16 protein-coding genes are annotated in these 17461 nt (G+C 66.0%); 11 read left to right on the top strand and 5 right to left on the bottom strand.

The features are described 5' to 3' along the window. Positions 1 to 59 precede the first annotated feature (59 nt). The 9 genes from IEG05_RS16540 to IEG05_RS16500 all read left to right on the top strand — a co-directional run bounded on the left by IEG05_RS16540 (position 60) and on the right by IEG05_RS16500 (position 11053). Positions 60 to 1502, top strand: coding sequence for an aldehyde dehydrogenase family protein (locus IEG05_RS16540; protein ID WP_191122395.1), 1443 nt, complete (start codon positions 60 to 62; stop codon positions 1500 to 1502). A 95-nt stretch (positions 1503 to 1597) separates the two neighbouring features. Further along, positions 1598 to 2938: a glucarate dehydratase gene (gene gudD / locus IEG05_RS16535; protein WP_191122394.1), complete on the top strand. Its 1341-nt coding sequence runs from the start codon at positions 1598 to 1600 to the stop codon at positions 2936 to 2938. A 137-nt stretch (positions 2939 to 3075) separates the two neighbouring features. Next, positions 3076 to 4629: a galactarate dehydratase gene (gene garD, locus IEG05_RS16530; protein WP_191122410.1), complete on the top strand. Its 1554-nt coding sequence runs from the start codon at positions 3076 to 3078 to the stop codon at positions 4627 to 4629. Between the two features lie 138 nt (positions 4630 to 4767). After that, a complete protein-coding gene (locus IEG05_RS16525; protein ID WP_191122393.1) occupies positions 4768 to 6891 on the top strand; it encodes a TonB-dependent siderophore receptor in 2124 nt (707 codons plus the stop codon). A 49-nt stretch (positions 6892 to 6940) separates the two neighbouring features. Then, positions 6941 to 7237 (top strand): DUF3649 domain-containing protein, encoded by a 297-nt coding sequence (locus IEG05_RS16520; protein ID WP_023445236.1) that lies wholly within the window; start codon positions 6941 to 6943, stop codon positions 7235 to 7237. Beyond that, on the top strand, positions 7234 to 8760 hold the full coding sequence (locus IEG05_RS16515; RefSeq protein ID WP_191122392.1) for a PepSY-associated TM helix domain-containing protein: 1527 nt from the start codon (positions 7234 to 7236) through the stop codon (positions 8758 to 8760). Before IEG05_RS16520 ends, IEG05_RS16515 begins: the two co-directional genes overlap by 4 nt. 2 nt (positions 8761 to 8762) lie before the next feature. Beyond that, positions 8763 to 9086, top strand: a complete 324-nt coding sequence (locus IEG05_RS16510) for a DUF3325 family protein (RefSeq protein WP_014818835.1) — start codon at positions 8763 to 8765, stop codon at positions 9084 to 9086. Positions 9087 to 9127: 41 nt separating this feature from the next. After that, positions 9128 to 10054, top strand: coding sequence for a 2-hydroxyacid dehydrogenase (locus IEG05_RS16505; RefSeq protein WP_191122391.1), 927 nt, complete (start codon positions 9128 to 9130; stop codon positions 10052 to 10054). A 108-nt stretch (positions 10055 to 10162) separates the two neighbouring features. Then, entirely contained in the window at positions 10163 to 11053 is an 891-nt protein-coding gene (locus tag IEG05_RS16500) for an aldose 1-epimerase (protein WP_191122390.1), read from the top strand. 84 nt (positions 11054 to 11137) lie between these two features. On the opposite strand, the gene IEG05_RS16495 is transcribed toward IEG05_RS16500, so the two are convergent. The 4 genes from IEG05_RS16495 to IEG05_RS16480 all read right to left on the bottom strand — a co-directional run bounded on the left by IEG05_RS16495 (position 11138) and on the right by IEG05_RS16480 (position 15334). Continuing rightward, the gene (locus tag IEG05_RS16495; RefSeq protein WP_191122389.1) at positions 11138 to 12400 is read right to left on the bottom strand and encodes an OprD family porin; all 1263 of its coding nucleotides are present in this window, start codon (positions 12398 to 12400) and stop codon (positions 11138 to 11140) included. A 302-nt stretch (positions 12401 to 12702) separates the two neighbouring features. Then, positions 12703 to 13206, bottom strand: coding sequence for an LEA/WHy family protein (locus IEG05_RS16490; protein WP_023445230.1), 504 nt, complete (start codon positions 13204 to 13206; stop codon positions 12703 to 12705). Further along, positions 13207 to 13965, bottom strand: coding sequence for a slipin family protein (locus tag IEG05_RS16485; protein WP_023445229.1), 759 nt, complete (start codon positions 13963 to 13965; stop codon positions 13207 to 13209). After that, complete coding sequence (locus tag IEG05_RS16480; protein ID WP_191122388.1) at positions 13955 to 15334, bottom strand: NfeD family protein; 1380 nt, start codon at positions 15332 to 15334, stop codon at positions 13955 to 13957. Before IEG05_RS16480 ends, IEG05_RS16485 begins: the two co-directional genes overlap by 11 nt. Positions 15335 to 15583: 249 nt before the next feature. Between IEG05_RS16480 and IEG05_RS16475 the strand changes: the two genes are divergently transcribed. After that, positions 15584 to 15781 (top strand): hypothetical protein, encoded by a 198-nt coding sequence (locus IEG05_RS16475; RefSeq protein WP_023445226.1) that lies wholly within the window; start codon positions 15584 to 15586, stop codon positions 15779 to 15781. Here IEG05_RS16475 and IEG05_RS16470 read toward each other — a convergent pair. Then, complete coding sequence (locus IEG05_RS16470) at positions 15778 to 16770, bottom strand: SDR family oxidoreductase (RefSeq protein ID WP_014818843.1); 993 nt, start codon at positions 16768 to 16770, stop codon at positions 15778 to 15780. The two genes, IEG05_RS16475 and IEG05_RS16470, sit on opposite strands and share 4 nt — an antisense overlap. Before the next feature lie 426 nt (positions 16771 to 17196). On the opposite strand from IEG05_RS16470, the gene IEG05_RS16465 reads away from it, so the two are divergent. After that, a complete protein-coding gene (locus IEG05_RS16465) occupies positions 17197 to 17355 on the top strand; it encodes a YqaE/Pmp3 family membrane protein (protein ID WP_003282625.1) in 159 nt (52 codons plus the stop codon). Positions 17356 to 17461: the final 106 nt, after the last annotated feature.

Genomic DNA, 17461 nt, shown 5'->3' with positions numbered 1-17461 from the left:
ATCGCCCCGGCGCCGCGCTGCCGAACGGCCGCGCCGGGCATCATCAGAGGACACTTTGCATGGCTGACGTACAACGCTACGACAACTACATCGACGGCCAGTGGGTCGGCTCGGATCGCTACCAGGCCAACACCAACCCGTCCGACCTCTCTGACGTGATCGGCGAATACGCCCAGGCCGATGCCGCGCAGGTCGAGCAGGCCATCGCCGCCGCCCGTCGCGCCTTCCCGGCGTGGGCCACCTTCGGCATCCAGGCGCGTGCCGATGCGCTGGAAAAGGTCGGCCTGGAAATCCTCGCCCGCCGCGAAGAGCTCGGCACGCTGCTGGCGCGGGAAGAAGGCAAGACTCTTCCCGAAGCCATCGGCGAAGTCGCCCGCGCCGGCAACATCTTCAAGTACTTCGCCGGCGAATGCCTGCGCCAGGCCGGCGAGATGCTGCAGTCGGTGCGCCCCGGGGTCGGCGTCGAGGTCACCCGCGAGCCGCTGGGCGTGGTCGGCCTGATCACCCCCTGGAACTTCCCCATCGCCATCCCCGCCTGGAAGATCGCCCCGGCGCTGGCCTTCGGCAACTGCGTGGTGATCAAGCCGGCCGACCTGGTGCCGGGCTGCGCCTGGGCCATCGCCGAGATCATCTCCCGGGCGGGCTTCCCGGCCGGCGTGTTCAACCTGGTGATGGGCCGCGGCCGTGAGGTCGGCGAGGCCATCGTCAACGCCAGGGAGGTCGATGCCGTGAGCTTCACCGGTTCGGTCGGCGTCGGTCGCGGTATCGCCCAGACCTGCGTGGCGCGTGGCGCCAAGGTGCAGCTGGAGATGGGCGGCAAGAACCCGCAGATCGTGCTGGACGACGCCGACCTCAAGGTCGCGGTCGAGCTGTGCACCCAGAGCGCCTTCTACTCCACCGGCCAGCGCTGCACCGCGTCGAGCCGCATCATCGTCACCGAAGGCATCTACGACCGTTTCGTCGAAGCGATGATCGAGCGCATCAAGAAGATCAAGGTCGGGTCGGCGCTGGAACAGGGCGTCGACGTCGGTCCGGTGGTGTCCGAGGCGCAGCTTGAGCAGGACCTGCGTTACATCGAGATCGGCAAGCAGGAAGGCGCGCGCCTGGCCTGTGGCGGCGAGCGGGTCAAGTGCGGCACCGAGGGCTACTTCCTGGCGCCGACGCTGTTCGTCGACAGCAACCCGAGCATGCGCATCAGCCGCGAGGAAATCTTCGGCCCGGTGGCCAACGTGGTGAAGGTCAAGGATTACGACGAGGCGCTGGCGATGGCCAACGACACCGAGTTCGGCCTGTCCGCCGGCATCTGCACCACCTCGCTGAAGCACGCCAACCACTTCAAGCGTCACGCCCAGGCCGGCATGGTGATGATCAACCTGCCCACCGCCGGGGTGGATTACCACGTGCCGTTCGGCGGCCGCAAAGGCTCGTCCTACGGCCCGCGCGAGCAGGGCCGCTACGCCCAGGAGTTCTACACCACGGTGAAGACCACCTACATCGGCTGAGGTGAAAGCCGGTCGAAAGGCCACGCTGCGAAACTGCGTAACGGCGCCCCGCGCGGGCGCCGCATCCCCGACAAGAACAACACAGAGGGACACCCATGACCATTGCCGCAACGGGCACACCCCGCATTACCGAACTCACCGTCGTGCCCGTCGCCGGGCAGGACAGCATGCTGATGAACCTCAGCGGCGCTCACGGGCCCTGGTTCACCCGCAACATCCTCATCCTCAAGGACAGCGCCGGGCATGTCGGCGTCGGCGAAGTGCCGGGCGGCAAAGCCATCCGCCAGACGCTGGAAGACGCCCGCGGCATGATGGTCGGCGAGCCCATCGGCCAATACAACGCCCTGCTCAACCGTGCGCGCCGCGCTTTCGCCGACCGCGATTCCGGCGGCCGCGGCCTGCAGACCTTCGACCTGCGCATCGCCATTCACGCCGTTACCGCGCTGGAATCGGCGCTGCTCGACCTGCTCGGCCAGCATCTGGACGTGCCGGTCGCTGCACTGCTCGGCGACGGCCAGCAGCGCGATGAAGTGGAAATGCTCGGCTACCTGTTCTTCATCGGTGATCGCAATAAGACCGACCTCGGCTACCGCGACGAATCCGGCGCCGACGACGCCTGGTTCCGCCTGCGCAACGAGGAGGCCATGACCCCGGAGAGCATCGTCCGCCAGGCCGAGGCGGCCTACGAGCGCTACGGCTTCAAGGACTTCAAGCTCAAGGGCGGCGTGCTGCGCGGTGAGGAAGAAGTTGAGGCGATCCGCGCCCTGGCCGCACGCTTCCCCGACGCCCGCGTGACGCTGGACCCCAACGGTGCCTGGTCGCTGGACGAAGCCATCGGCCTGTGCCGCGACCTGCATGGCGTGCTGGCCTACGCCGAAGACCCCTGCGGTGCCGAGAACGGCTATTCCGGCCGCGAAGTGATGGCCGAATTCCGCCGCGCCACCGGCCTGCCCACCGCGACGAACATGATCGCCACCGACTGGCGGCAGATGAGCCACGCGGTGTGCCTGCACTCGGTGGACATCCCGCTGGCCGACCCGCACTTCTGGACCATGGCCGGCTCGGTGCGCGTAGCGCAGATGTGCGCCGACTTCGGCCTGACCTGGGGCTCGCACTCGAACAACCACTTCGACATCTCCCTGGCGATGTTCACCCACGTGGCGGCCGCCGCGCCGGGTCGCGTCACCGCCATCGACACCCACTGGATCTGGCAGGACGGCCAGCACCTGACCCGCGAGCCGCTGAAGATCGTTGGCGGCAAGGTCGCGGTGCCGCAGAAGCCGGGCCTGGGCGTCGAGCTGGATTGGGATGCGCTGGGCAAGGCACATGCGATGTACAAGGAAAAAGGCCTGGGCGCGCGCGACGACTCCATCGCCATGCAGTACCTGATCCCCGACTGGACCTTCAACAACAAGAACCCCTGCATGGTGCGCTGAGGCACGCTTGCCGGGCCGGCTCCGGTGGACGGCTTCGGCCGTCCACCCTACGAGGCGAGCCACGTGTATGGCACCCCCCGGCGATCACCGAACAGAACAACAACCGGACCCTAACCGGAGCAGACATGAGCGAAACCGTGCAACTGATACCCCACCAGGACTCCCCGCGCTGCATCCGCCTGCACGGGGCGGACAACGTCGCCGTGGTGGTCAACGATGGCGGCGTGCCGGTCGGTGCGCAGTTCGAGGGCGGGCTGGTCACGGTCGAGGCCGTGCCGCAGAGCCACAAGGTCGCGCTCGTCGACATCGGCATAGGCGAGCCGGTGCGCCGTTACGGACAGATCATCGGTTATGCCCTCGAACCCCTGCGCCGTGGCAGCTGGGTCAGGGAAACCCAGTTGAAGATGCCCAGCGCGCCGCGGCTGGACAGCCTGCCGCGTGCCACCGCCGTGCCGGACAAGCTCGCGCCGCTCGACGGCTACACCTTCGAGGGCTACCGCAACGCCGACGGCACCGTCGGCACGCGCAACATCCTCGGCATCAGCACCACGGTGCAGTGCGTCACCGGCGTGCTGGAACACGCGGTCAAGCGCATCCGCGACGAGCTGCTGCCGAAATACCCGAACGTCGACGATGTGGTCGCGCTGACCCACAGCTACGGCTGCGGCGTGGCGATCAACGCCCGCGATGCCTACATCCCCATCCGCACCGTGCGCAACCTGGCGCGCAACCCCAATCTGGGCGGTGAGGCGCTGGTCATCAGCCTCGGCTGCGAGAAGCTGCAGGCCGAGCAGGTGATGCACGAGGGCGATCCCTCGGTGGACCTGCGCGATCCCTGGCTGTACCGCCTGCAGGAATCGAACACCGGTTTCGGCGAGATGATCGAGCAGATCATGGCGCTGGCCGAAACGCGGCTGAAAAAGCTAAATCAGCGCCGACGCGAAACGGTGCCGGCCAGCGAGCTGATCCTCGGCATGCAGTGCGGCGGCAGCGACGCCTTCTCCGGCATCACCGCCAACCCGGCGCTGGGCTATGCGGCGGATCTGCTGGTGCGCGCCGGTGCCACGGTGATGTTCAGCGAGAACACCGAGGTGCGCGATGCGGTGTATATGCTCACCGCCCGCGCCGAAACGCCGGAAGTGGCCGATGCGCTGATCGCCGAGATGGACTGGTACGACCGCTACCTGGAGCGCGGCGCCGCCGACCGCAGCGCCAACACCACGCCGGGCAACAAGAAGGGCGGGCTGTCGAATATCGTCGAGAAATCCCTTGGTTCGATCGTCAAGTCAGGTAGCGGCGCCATCAACGGCGTGGTCGGACCGGGTGAGCGGGTCGCGCGAAAGGGCCTGATCTTCTGCGCCACCCCCGCATCCGATTTCGTCTGCGGCACGCTACAGCTCGCAGCCGGGATGAACCTGCACGTGTTCACGACCGGTCGCGGCACGCCGTACGGCCTGGCCATGGCGCCAGTGGTCAAGGTTGCCACGCGCACCGAGCTGGCCGAGCGCTGGCCGGACCTGATCGATGTCGACGCCGGGCGCATCGCCAGTGGCCGCGCGAGCATCGAGGAACTCGGCTGGGAACTGTTCCACTGTTACCTGGACGTCGCCAGCGGCCGCAAGCAGACCTGGGCCGAGCGCTATCGCTTGCACAATGACATCGTGCTGTTCAACCCGGCGCCCATCACCTGAGCTGGAGCGTTCCCGCTGCGTCGATCTCGCAGCGAGTGCTACTGCCCTGCAATCGTAGGAGATTGGCAACTTCTATCTTATAAATGGGAACATTTATCAATATCATGCGCGTTCTCATCAAAGAACAAGGTAGCACTCATGAGTCGCGTAGTCGCTTCGCCCCCGTTTTCGTTGCGCCCGCTGGTGTTGGGCCTGCCGGTGCTGGTCGCCTGCTTTGCTGTCGACGCTGAGGAAGCGGTCGAGCTGGAGGCACAACAGATCACTGCGCCACGTGCAGTCGAGCAGGGCAATGGCCCGGTCGAAGGGTACGTCGCCAAGCGCAGCATTGGCGCCACCAAGACCGACACACCGATCATCGAAACGCCGCAGTCGATCAGCGTGATCACCGCCGACCGCATCCGCGACCAGGGCTCGCTGACCATCCAGGACTCGCTGCGCTACGTCGCCGGCATGCGTGGCGAGGCTTATGGCCTGGACAGTCGCGGCGACTTCGCGCTGATCCGCGGCGTTGCCCCGACCATCTTCCTCGATGGCCTGCAGCAGAGCGTTGGCTACTACAACAACACGCGCACCGACCCCTTCACCCTGGAGCGCGTCGAAGTGATCAAGGGGCCATCGTCCATGCTCTATGGGCAGAGTTCGGTTGGCGGCTTGCTCAACTTCGTCAGCAAGCGTCCGCAGGCGGAACAGAAGAGCGAGCTGCAGCTGCAGTACGGCAGCTTCGACCGCAAGCAGATCGCCTTCGACAGCACCGGTCCGCTGGATGAAGACGGCACGTTGCTCTATCGCGTGGTGGCGATCCAGCGTGACAGCCAGACCCAGGTTGATCACACCAAGGACAACCGTCTGGTGTTCATGCCGTCATTGACCTGGCGCCCGAACGAGCAGTTCGAATGGACGCTGATGGCCAACGTGCAGAAAGACGATAGCGGCACAACCAGCTCCTTCCTGCCGCACCGCGGCACGGTACTCAGCGCACCCTACGGCGAGATTGGCAGCGAGCGCTTCGTCAGCGAACCCGGCTTCGACGAATATGACACCGAGCAGAAAGCACTGACCTCGCAGATGGCCTGGCGTGTCGACGACACCTGGACGCTGCGGCAGAACCTGCGCTGGCAGAAGAGCAAGGTCAGCTACCAGACCATGTATGGCTGGCCGCCGGTGCTCGGTGCCGACGACCGCACGGTCAATCGTGTCTGGTCCATTTCCAAGCCGGAGGTGACCATCTGGAGCGCCGACCATCAGGCCGAATCGCGCTTCGATACCGGCCCGCTGCAGCACACCGCGCTGGTCGGTATCGACTACCGGCACGCCGTCACCGATAGCAAGACCGCCCGCGGAACCGCCACCCCGCTGGATCTCTACGATCCGGTGTACGGCACCTTCGATCCATCCGGCATTACGCTTTCCGATGTCCCGCAGCAGCGCGTTGCGCAGCAGGGCCTCTATGTTCAGGACCAGATCCGTCTCGACAAGTGGCTGGCAACTCTGGGCCTGCGCAAGGACTGGGCCGACACCCGCGTCGAGCAGGGCACCCGGCAGAAGGACGATGCTGTGACCGGCCGGGTGGGCCTGACCTATCTGTTCGACAATGGGGTGGCGCCCTACATCAGCTACAGCGAGTCCTTTACGCCGATTATCGGGCTGGACAACTTCACTCAGCAGTCCTACAAGCCGCTCGAGGGCGAGCAGTGGGAGCTCGGTGTGAAGTACCAGCCGGCAGGCAGCAACACGCTGCTCACGGCCGCGGTGTTCGATCTGCGCGAGAAGAATCGCCAGATGCCGAACCCGGCGAACCCGCTCAGCACCATTCAGGCAGGCGAAGCGCGGGTCAAGGGACTGGAGCTGGAAGGGCTGGTGGAGATGAACTCGAACTGGGATCTGATCAGCACCTACACCTACCTCGACAGCGAAGTGGTCAAGGGACCGGTCGCCCAGCAGGGCAAGCGCATCGCCAGTGTGCCCGAAAACATGGCCTCGCTATGGTCGCAGCACCGCTTCAGCATCGCCGGCATCCCCGGCTTCAGCGCCGGCGCTGGCGTGCGTTACGTCGGTGCCAGCTGGGATGGCACCGACAGCCTGAAGACGCCGTCGACGACGCTGTTCGACGCCATGCTCGGCTACGCCTACCAGGACTGGGCGTTCACCCTCAACGCCACCAACCTGGAAGACGAGACCTACTACACCACCTGCCTGTCGCGTGGCGACTGCTTCACCGGCAACCGCCGCACCGTGGTGGCAACCGCGAGCTACAGCTTTTGAACGTCGCTGAGCCACGCGCCGCTTGCCGGCCTGCAAGGGAGGATTCGAGGTGAGTCGCAACGCATCCATCAATCGCTGGAACATCGCGTCGCGTGTGCTTGCGGCGCTGGTCGGCGGCTATGCGGTCGCCTACGCGGTGACCGCCTTTCTGGCGGTCTACCTGCCGCTGGCGCGGCCTGATCGTGTGGTGTTTTCCAGCCTGGCGAGCTTCGCCGTGTGGACCGCCGTGGTGATCTACGTGTTCGCCGCCCGCAGTGCCACGCGGGTATGGCTGTTGATCGTCGGTGTGACCGCGGTGCTGTGTCTGGCCGCGTTCTTTTCCGGCGACTGGAGGGTTCGTCCATGAAACTGCGCCAAAGCATGGCCGGTTTGCACACCTGGGGCGGCCTGCTGCCGAGCTGGCTGCTGTTCGTGATCATCTTTGCCGGCACTGTCGCCTGCTTCGACAAGGAACTCAGCCGCTGGATGCGTCCGGCGCTGCATGACGGCGTGGTATCCAGCCTCGGTGCGGACGATGTGCGTGGCTGGTTGCAGCAGAACGTCAGCGACGAGTTGCATGCCTTCTGGATGCACGGCCCGACCGAGCGCGAGCCTTACTGGCGACTCGGTTGGGAAGTAGACGCCACCAAGACGATCCACAACATCGCCTTCGACCCGCGTAGCGCGCAGGCCGAGCCAATGCCGGAAACGCTGGGTGGCGAGTTCTTCTTCAAGTTGCACTACAACCTGCACGCGGGTGACATCGGCATGTACATCGTCGGCCTGGCCGGCATGTTCATGCTCGTCGCGCTGGTGTCGGGGGTGATCATCCACCGGCGCATCTTCAAGGATTTCTTCACCCTGCGGCCCAAGGCCAACGGCCAGCGTGCCTGGCTCGATGCGCACAACCTGTTCGGCGTGGTCGGTTTTCCGTTCCATCTGGTGCTGGCCTACACCGGCGTGGCGATCTTCGTCGCGTCCTACATGCCGGCCGCCGCGCAGGTGAGCTATTCCGGCAACGTCATGCAGTACTTCGGCGAGGTGATGGGCAGCTTCGAGCGCGAAGAGGTGGGCCAGCCGCCGCCGGCTCCGGTGTCCCTCGATGCGCTGATCGCCGAATCGCGCCAGCAGTGGGGCGGTGGCGAGGCGGGCTGGGTCAGCGTGCATCATCCCGATGATGCCTCGGCGGTGGTCGACGTCCGTCGTCGGGACCGTTCGCGGATCGGCTCGCCGCAGGACACCCTCAGCTATGACGCCGGCACCGGCGAGCTGCTCAATCGCCAGGACGCATCCATCGGCTACCGCGCCTACCTCTGGCTGGCGGGGCTGCACATGGCGCAGTTCGGCGGCACGCTGGTGCGCCTGCTCTATTTGCTGATGGGCCTTGCCGGTTGCGCCATGCTGGTCGGCGGGCTGCAGGTCTGGCTGGCCAAGCGCGAACAGCGCGGCGACCGCAGCGTGACCTGGGTGCGCGCGCTGAACGCCTCGGTGTTCGCCGGCCTGCCGCTGGCCAGCCTGGCGCTGCTGTGGGGCAATCGTCTGCTTCCGGCAACATTCGCCGAACGCGCCTTGGCCGAAGGCTGGGTGTTCGTCGGTGTCTGGTTGCTAGCTGTGCTCTGGGCCTTCCTGCGCCGCCATCAGAGCCGCCGCCTGCTGCGCGAGCAGCTGCTGCTCGGCGCCGTGCTCGCGCTCGGCTTGCCGATCATCAATGCGCTGACCACCGATGGCCACCTGATCGCCAGCCTCGGACGTGGCGACTGGGCCCTGGCATCGGTCGATCTGTTCATGATCGTCGCGGGGCTGGTCTGTGCGGCCTGCGCCTGGCGCCTGAACGCAACGCCGGCTGCCGCTGCGGTGCGCGGTCGCTCAACCCGTGTGCAGGAGGCCTGATCATGCTGCTATTGGCATTCGCGCTGGCCTACCTGGGCATGACGCTGCTCTGCCTGACCATGAACCGCCACCGTGGTGCGCTGCTGCGCGCCGATACGCGCCTGCCGGGCCCGGCGATCATCCGTTCGCTGGCCGTTGGCTGCTTTGGCTTCGCGCTGTGGCTCGGCGTCAACAGCCAGGGCGGCGAGATTGGCACGGTCATCTGGCTGTGCCTGGTCATGCTCTCCGGCTTGCTGCTGGTGCTGCTGCTGGCCTGGCGTTCGCGCTGGGTACTGCCAGCGGTACCGCTGCTGGCGGCATGCGGGGTGGTGCAGACCGTGCTGTAAACAACCCATGGGCCGCGGCCCGCCAACGCAGAGGAAAATCGATGAGCTGCATTCTCCAGATGGGCCCCTTGTCCGAGCGAGTCCAGCAACGCCTGAGCGGGCATGAGGTGCTGGCCTACTGGCAGAGCGACGCCGAAACGCTGCTCGCCGAGCATGCCGGGCGCATCGAGATCATGCTTACCTCTGCGCGCTTCGGCTGCCCGGCCTCGTTGATCGAACGGCTGCCCCGGTTGAAGGCGATCTGCAGTTTTGGCGTCGGCCATGACGCCATCGCCGTAGAAGCCGCCAGGGCGCGCGGCATTCCGGTGAGCAATACGCCGGATGTGCTCAACGAATGCGTGGCCGATCTGGCCTTCGGCCTGATCATCGACAGCGCGCGACAGCTCGCCCTGGGCGACCGCTTCGTTCGCGAGGGGCGCTGGGCCGAGGCTAACCTCCCACTCGGCCGTCGCGTCAGCGGCAAGCGGCTGGGCATCGTCGGGCTGGGCCGCATCGGCGAGGCGGTGGCCAAGCGCTCGGCGGGCTTCGACATGGCGGTGCGTTATCACAATCGTCGGCCAGTGGCCGGCAGCCCGTACGGGTACGAAGCGAACCTGCTGGAACTCGCGCGCTGGGCGGACTTTCTCGTGCTCAGCTGTCCCGGCGGGCCGCAGACGCAGAACCTCATCGACCGCGCAGTGCTCGACGCGCTGGGTCGCAAAGGCATCCTGATCAACGTCGCACGCGGTTCGGTGGTGGATGAGCCGGCACTGGTCGCGGCACTGCGGGAGGGCCGGCTCGGCGGTGCCGGACTGGACGTCTTCGCCGACGAACCGAGGGTGCCGGCGGCTCTCTGCGAGCTGCCCAATGTCGTGCTGCTGCCGCACATTGGCAGCGCCACCCATGAAACCCGCGGCGCCATGGAGGATCTGCTGCTGGACAATCTCGACAGCTTTCTTCGCGAGGGACGGCTGCTGACGCCGGTCTGACTACGGCACTGCGCCGCTGGGTGGCGGCGTTTTGTCTACGCGAGAAATCGCAGCCTCATTCGCAAGCAACGTCGCTCCATCTCTGAGCGGCCACCATCAGGAGCGCGCATGGCTTCCCTCGATGAAGTGCACCTCGCCCACGCCGGTTTCCGGCTTTCGGTCTGCCCGGCGTTGGGCGGCGCAATTACCCGCTTCGCCCTGGATGATTTCGACCTGCTACGTCCCTGGGATGGCAGCGAGCAGGTGCGTCGTACCAGTTGTTTCGTGCTGGCGCCGTACTCCAACCGGGTTGGCGGCGGCATGTTCCAGGCGGACGGCGAGTCGCACCGCTTGCGGCTGAATTCCGCGGAACATGCCTTGCCGATTCACGGCGTGGGCTGGAAGCGCCCGTGGACACTGGCTGCGCAGGAGGCCGACCGACTGCTGCTGACACTGCTGCATCGGGCCGAAGGCGATGGCCGGCAGGACTGGCCGTTCTCCTTCGAGCTGGAGCATGAGCTCGGGCTCGACGAGCAGGGCGCCTGTCTGCGGCTGGCGCTGATCAACCGCAGCGAGCGGCTGATGCCGGCCGGGCTCGGCTGGCACCCGTACTTCCCGCGCCATGCAGGCGTGACGCTGCGTTTCGCTGCCGAGCAGGTCTGGCTGAGTGACGATCAGCAGTTGCCGAGCGAGGCGGTGGATGTACCGTCACGCTGGGACTTCCGTCAGATGCGGGAGCTGGGCGAGCCCGAGCTGGATCACTGCTTCGCCGGTTGGGATGCCACGGCAACCTTGCAGTGGCCGACGGCACGCTTCCGGCTCGAGCTCGAGGCGGACCCGTCGATGACGCATCTGGTGGTCTATACGCCGCCGGCCGCGCAGGGCTTCTTCGCCGTGGAGCCGGTGTCCCATCGCAACAACGCGCTGAATGCGCCGGACCCGGCCAAGCATGGCGTTTTGTATCTGCAGCCGGGCGAGCGACTGGAGCGCCGCTGCTGCCTGCGTGTCACGCGTTGCTGAAGGCGGACGAAAAAAGGCCCGTCATTCGACGGGCCAAAGATTTATCGCAACCGGAGCGAGGAGGGTTGCGTACTGCGCTACCGCTTACAGCAGAGACAACGGGTAGTTGAAGATCAGGCGGTTTTCGTCGAATTCGGTCGCGCTGTAGTCGCGACGGATGCTGGAGTTGCGCCACTTGATGTTGAGGCTCTTGAGCGGACCGCTCTGCACCGTGTAGGCCAGCTCGGACTCGCGACCCCATTCCTTGCCATCGTCCACGCCACCGGCTTCGATCTGATCGCCGCTGATGTAGCGGTTCATGATGGTCAGGCCCGGAACGCCCATGCCGGCGAAGTTGTAGTCATGGCGCAGCTGCCAGGAGCGCTCGTTGGCGTTGTCGTACGCGGAGTTGAACGAGTCGTTGGCGAGGGTGCCGCCGCTGGTGCCGTTGACGCGCATCCAGCCGTTGTCGCCGCTGACCTTCTGCAGGCCGACGTAGAAGGTGTTGCCACCGACCTGCAGGCCGAACAGGCCGGAGTAGGTCTTGTTGTCCAGATCGCCGGCCAGCGCGCTGCCTTCTTCCTTGCCGGTGAAGTAGCCGAGGTTGGCGGTCAGCGCCACGCCTTCGCCGAGCGGCTGGGTGTGCAGCAGCTGGAAGTAGTTCTGCTGGTAGATATCTTCCAGACGCGCATGCCAGGCGCCGACCTTGGTCTTCGCGCCCAACTCGTATTCGCCACCGACGAAGTTGAAGCGGTCGGAACTCGCGCCGCCGTAGAACATGTCGTCCATGCTGCCGTCGTCGCGCGGGCTGTTCTGCCGCATCTGCCCGCCGTAGAGCGACAGACCCTTGATTTCCTTGGAGGTGATCATGCCGCCCTGGAAGGTCTGCGGCAGCGAGCGACCGTCGTCCGAACGCAGGATCGGCAGTACCACCATCCATTCACCGACGCGCACCTCGGTTTCGGAGAACTTGGCCTTCACCGCGACTGCTAGGCGCGCGAAGTCATCCGGCGGATGCCGATCGCCGGGTGCGCCATGCACCGGCAGCAGGCCAGTGCCATAGGTACCGCCACCGCCATCCAGCTTGACCGCCAGCAGGCCCAGCGCGTCGACGCCGAAGCCCACCGGGCCGGGCGTGTAGCCGGATTGGAAATTGAGGATGAAGCTCTGCGTCCACTCTTCGCCCTTGCTCTGTGGGTAGTCGGAGTCGACGAAATTGCGGTTGATGTAGAAGTTGCGCAGGTTCAACGAAAAGTTCGCATCTTCGACAAAGCCTTCGGCTTGGGCGCCGGCAGTGAAGCCGAGCGATGCGAGGGTCATGCAGCCGCCCGCGAACAGTGCGACGGACGAGGGTGTGCGTGGGGTCATTATTGTTGTGCTCCCTTGCTTGATGGGCCGCCCCGGTGTGGCCACCGTGGGGGCGGTGGTCTATGCCTGATCGGCAAGTCTAATGACGTCAGTTGTCATATGACTGCAGGGATTATGACGATGAGCACGTCGTTGTCAATGTCGCTGAAAGTCGAAGGGGGCCCGCATGCACACACCGCTATTTCAGGATATAAGCAGAATTAGAGGCGATAGGAGGAGATTTTTAGCGCGTCGAGGAAGCACAGGCGCCGCTCGTACAGCGCCTAGGGAATCCTTATGGTTTTTGGTGGTGATCGTATGACTCAGGGGCGCTGGTAGGGAGAACCTGTTACCGGCGACAAGTCGAATGTGCCCTTCTCGACGAAGCGCTGGGTGCCGAACAGGCCGCCGGCAAGCTTGCCACGCAACACGTAGGGCACTTCGTCGAGCCCGATGTGTTCCGCCAGTCCCAGTGCCTGGCGCGCGGCCGAGAAGGCGGAAATGGTCACCGGCACGCTGAGCACGCTCTCGCCGAAACGCGGCACCGTGCCGCGCTGGTCGCTGACGCCACTGGCCAGCCGGCGACCGTTGACCTCCAGGTCCAGCGCGACGCCGTTGTAGTCGATGGCGCCATCGTTGGGGTTCTGCAGGCGCAGCTTGACTAGGAAGCGCACCTCCAGGCCTTCGCCTTGCAGCGGCTGGATGCCGGCGACCTGAACGTTGAGCGGGTCGCGCGGTGAAAATGCCGTGCAGGCGCCCAGCGCCGAGGCAAGCAGGGCGATCAACAGCAACCGCAGTGGTCGGTGAAACGTGGGGAATATGTGCACTCAGGGTTTCCTGTCGAGGTTCTTGATCCCCTGCAGCAGCTCGATGGGCAGCGGGAAGACGATGGTAGAGCTCTTGTCACCGGCGATGTTGCTCAGTGTCTGCATGTAGCGCAGCTGCATGGCGCCCGATTGCCGGCCAAGCATCTCGGCGGCCTGCATGAGTTTCTCCGACGCCTGCAGTTCGCCCTCCGCATGAATGACCTTCGCCCGCCGCTCGCGTTCCGCCTCGGCCTGCCGGGCGATGGCGCGGATCATTGATTCATCGAGGTCGACGTGCTTGATCTCGACGTTGGCCACCTTGATCCCCCAGGCATCGGTCTGCGCATCGAGCACCTGCTGGATGTCGCTGTTGAGCCGCTCGCGCTCGGCCAGCATGTCGTCCAGTTCGTGCTTGCCGAGCACCGCACGCAGCGTGGTTTGCGCCAGCTGGCTGGTGGCCGAATGGTAGTCCTCGACCTGGATGATCGCCTTCTGCGCGTCCAGCACGCGGTAATACACCACCGCGTTGACCTTCACCGAGACGTTGTCGCGGGAGATCACGTCCTGGGTCGGCACGTCGAGCACCAGCGTGCGCAGATCGACCCGTACCATCTGCTGGATGCCGGGAATCACCAGGATCAAGCCCGGCCCCTTGACCTTCCAGAAACGTCCGAGCATGAACACCACGCCGCGCTCGTATTCGCGCAGGATGCGAAAGGTCGACGCCAGCAGGCCGAACAGCAGCACAAGCAACACCAGAAAACTCATTTCATAGCCCATGGTTCAGCTCCTCTCGATGGGTGGATGGCTGTGCGGCGACCTCCAGTTGCAGCCCGTGCCGGGCGATTACCCGTACCTGCTGGCCGGCCTGCAGCGGCGAGGCGCTGTGCACCTGCCAGTTCTCGCCCTGCAGGTGCAGCCAGCCACTGTGGGAATCCTGTACCGAGACCGAGGTGATCTGCGCGAGGCTGCCGATCAGCTCGCTGTCTCCGCCGACCAGGCGCTGCCGTCGCGCCTTCAGCGCCATGGCGACGATGCCGAACACCAGCAGTGCGCTGACCATGCCCAGCGGCACGATCAGGCTCAGCGGAATGCCGAAACCCGGCACCTCGGTATCGATGAGGATCACCGCGCCAGCGACGAACGCGGCCACGCCTCCGATGCCGAGCACGCCGAAGCTCGGCAGGAACGCTTCGGCGACCATGAAAGCGATGCCGAGCAGGATCAGCGCCACGCCGGCGTAGTTCACCGGCAGCAGCTGCAGCGAATACAGCGCCAGGATCAGACAGATGCCGCCGAGCACGCCGCCGGCGCCGATGCCGGGGTTGGAGAATTCGAGGATCAGCCCGTAGATGCCGATCATCATCAGGATCAGCGCCACGCTGGGGTTGGTGATCACCGCCAGCAGGCGCACCCGCCAGTCGGGTGCGTGCTCGATGAGTGGGGCTTCGGCGGTGCTTAGCGTGGCGTCACCCTCGACGGTGGCGAGGGTTGTGCCGTCGAGCTGGCGCAGCAGGTCGGCAACGTCGCGCGCCAGGTAGTCGATCACCTTCGGTTCCAGCGCTTCGCTCGCCGACAGGCTGACCGCCTCGCGCACGGCCTGCTCGGCCCACTCGGCATTGCGTCCGCGCAACTGGGCGAGGCCGCGGATATAGGCGGCGGCGTCGTTGACCTGCTTGCGGCTCATGGCATCGCCGGGGGGCTTGGATGGCTCGTCCCGCTCGCCTTGCGGCTGCTCGGGCGGTGCGCCGGGCATGCCACCGATCTGCACCGGCGTCGCCGAGCCAAGGTTGGTGCCCGGCGCCATCGCCGCGACATGGCTGGCGTAGAGCATGTAGGTGCCGGCGCTGGCCGCCCGGGCGCCACTGGGGGTGACGTAGGTAGCGACTGGGATCGGGCTGGCGAGGATCGCCTTGATGATCGCGCGCATCGACGTGTCCAGCCCGCCGGGGGTGTCCAATTCCAGCACTACCAGCTGTGCCCCCTCGTCGCGGGCATGTTCGAGGCCGCGCAGCAGGTAGTCGGCGCTGGCCGGGCCGATGGCGCCGTCGACCCGCAGCAGCGTGACCGGCGCCGCAGCCAGTGCGGGGCCAGCCAGCAACAGCAGCAAGGCCAGCGACCAGCGTAGCAGGCGCATGGAGCGGAGCATGGCGCTCTCCTCGGGCAGTGCAGGATACTGCCGGTCATTTCAGCGTAGACGACGGCTGCTCGCGCGCCGATTGCTGCGCGAGTGTGTCGCGGTGCGGCGCAATCGCTGAACTCTGCTCGGTGTTAACACCTCACAGGTGCAGAGGGATGGTTGTCCGTCGCCTGCAGAACGAGGAGATATGCCGATGATTCCTTGCCCCGACAAGCGCTCCGCGCCCGTATCGAGAAGCCGGCAGGATGGGCTGCGCTGATGCCCGCACCGCGCAGCAAGACCGTGGAGAAGATGATGGGCGTCGTGCGCTGGATCGGATTCGCCGCCTGCTCGCTGGCGGCCGTCGGCTATGCCGCCATCGGCAACTACAACATGACCGGTGCGATGCTGGCGCTGGCCGTGCTGTCCTGGCTCAACATCCGTCGCAAGCGTTCGCCGCGGCCGCCTGAGCGCTAGCGTCGGCCTCGGCCCAATGCCCAACCCGCACCCAGTGCCAGCAGGGCGCCGGCGCCCAGGGCCAGCTTGCCTACATTCGCCGCGCTGATGGTCAGCGCATGTGACTGCGCCTGATCGCCGAAGCGGCCGTCGGTCGAGTGCAGGCCTTCGACTGGCTCGAACAGGTTGTCCGGGCGGTTTTCCGCCACGCGCTCGGGCACCAGCTGTCCGTCCCAGGCCTGCCGCGCGAGCATGCGATCGAGCAGGCCGGGCATGAACAGCGTGCCGATGATCGCCTTCAGGCTGGCCGTGCCGACCCACAGCTCCCGGGGTGCTTCACGCGCCGCACGAAGGATGGCCCGCGCTGCGACTTCCGGTGTGTGGATCGGCGGCACCGGCTGCGCGCGCCAGCCGATCTTGTTGCGTGCCCAATCGAACTGCGGGGTGTTGTGCGCCGGCAGCTGAACCATGCTCAGGCGAATGGCGCTGTTGTCGTGGATCAGCTCGCAACGCAGCGAATCGATAAAGCCGCGAATGGCGAACTTGGCGCCGCAATAAGCCGACTGCAAGGGGATGGCGCGGTAGGCCAGTGCCGAGCCGACCTGGACGATGGTACCGCTGTTGCGTGGGCGCATGTGGCGCAGCGCAGCCAGCGTGCCGTGCACGCTGCCGAGGTAGGTCACCTCGGTGACGCGGCGGATTTCCTCGGCGGTCAGGGACGCGAAGGGGCCGAACACTGTCGCCATCGCCGCGTTGACCCAGACATCGATCGGCCCCAGTTCCGACTCGATGCGGCTGGCCGCGGCATCCAGCGCCTTGGCATCGGCGACATCGGCGGAGATCGCCAGTACCGTCGCGCCCAGTGCTTCGAGTTGATCGCGGGTGTCGCGCAGGCCCTGTTCCCCCCGGGCGATCAGCGCCACCCGGTAGCCGGCAGTGGCAAAGGCCTCGGCGGTCGCGCGGCCGACGCCAGCGGTTGCGCCGCAGATCACCGCGATTGGTTCTGGCATGAGAAGTCCTCTGATCGTTGCAGTTGGCGGTCGCGCTCGGCGGCCCGCGGTCTGCTTAGACGACCCGTGCGGGCATGGGGGAGTTCGGATGAGCCCGAGCGAAATGCGCGGCTATCGACCAATGGCCAATGGCGTCTACGCCTTTCGTCTGAGATTGTTAGCAGGCTAAGCGATACGCTCGGCGCCGCCCTTGGCTCAAAAGGCGAAGCGGCATGACGCAACGATGCCCACGTGAAAGACGGGCTGCGTCTCTCCCCTCCGTGCATCTAACCGATGCCCTCGGCGGCTTATCCGGTCGCCCTCGGACTTCAGCCCGCTGCCCCTCGGCAGCGGCGCTCCGCCAGCAGCGTGGAAGGAACCCCTCTGCGCTGTTCCGGTCGATTCAGGTAAGCCGCATATGGCCACACTTACCTGACGGAGACCATGATGGACCTCATCCGCATCATTATCGCGATACTGCTGCCACCGCTTGGCGTGTTCCTCCAGGTAGGCTTCGCCGGCGCGTTCTGGCTCAACATCCTGCTCACCTTGCTCGGCTATATCCCCGGCATCATCCACGCGGTCTGGATCATCGCTCGCCGTTGATCGTCAGCGGCCCGGCTCGCCGGGCTGCTTTTGAACTCCTTCCCCTGGCCGTGTAGAGTCGCGCTTCCTGCGCTACGGAACCAATCACGCGCGAAACACTCAAGAA

The organism is Stutzerimonas kunmingensis (assembly GCF_014764705.1).
Taxonomy (GTDB): domain Bacteria; phylum Pseudomonadota; class Gammaproteobacteria; order Pseudomonadales; family Pseudomonadaceae; genus Stutzerimonas.
Note: the sequence above shows the minus strand (reverse complement) of the source record. Positions and strands in the feature narration are given on the sequence as shown.

Bases quoted from the DNA above. Each gene is read 5' to 3' on its own strand.
- IEG05_RS16540 (WP_191122395.1), top strand. From the start codon at position 60: ATGGCTGACGTACAACGCTACGACAACTACATCGACGGCCAGTGGGTC.
- gudD (WP_191122394.1), top strand. From the start codon at position 1,598: ATGACCATTGCCGCAACGGGCACACCCCGCATTACCGAACTCACCGTC.
- IEG05_RS16525 (WP_191122393.1), top strand. From the start codon at position 4,768: ATGAGTCGCGTAGTCGCTTCGCCCCCGTTTTCGTTGCGCCCGCTGGTG.
- IEG05_RS16515 (WP_191122392.1), top strand. From the start codon at position 7,234: ATGAAACTGCGCCAAAGCATGGCCGGTTTGCACACCTGGGGCGGCCTG.
- IEG05_RS16510 (WP_014818835.1), top strand. From the start codon at position 8,763: ATGCTGCTATTGGCATTCGCGCTGGCCTACCTGGGCATGACGCTGCTC.
- IEG05_RS16505 (WP_191122391.1), top strand. From the start codon at position 9,128: ATGAGCTGCATTCTCCAGATGGGCCCCTTGTCCGAGCGAGTCCAGCAA.
- IEG05_RS16500 (WP_191122390.1), top strand. From the start codon at position 10,163: ATGGCTTCCCTCGATGAAGTGCACCTCGCCCACGCCGGTTTCCGGCTT.
- IEG05_RS16495 (WP_191122389.1), bottom strand. From the start codon at position 12,400: ATGACCCCACGCACACCCTCGTCCGTCGCACTGTTCGCGGGCGGCTGC.
- IEG05_RS16485 (WP_023445229.1), bottom strand. From the start codon at position 13,965: ATGGGCTATGAAATGAGTTTTCTGGTGTTGCTTGTGCTGCTGTTCGGC.
- IEG05_RS16480 (WP_191122388.1), bottom strand. From the start codon at position 15,334: ATGCTCCGCTCCATGCGCCTGCTACGCTGGTCGCTGGCCTTGCTGCTG.
- IEG05_RS16475 (WP_023445226.1), top strand. From the start codon at position 15,584: ATGCCCGCACCGCGCAGCAAGACCGTGGAGAAGATGATGGGCGTCGTG.
- IEG05_RS16470 (WP_014818843.1), bottom strand. From the start codon at position 16,770: ATGCCAGAACCAATCGCGGTGATCTGCGGCGCAACCGCTGGCGTCGGC.
- IEG05_RS16465 (WP_003282625.1), top strand. From the start codon at position 17,197: ATGGACCTCATCCGCATCATTATCGCGATACTGCTGCCACCGCTTGGC.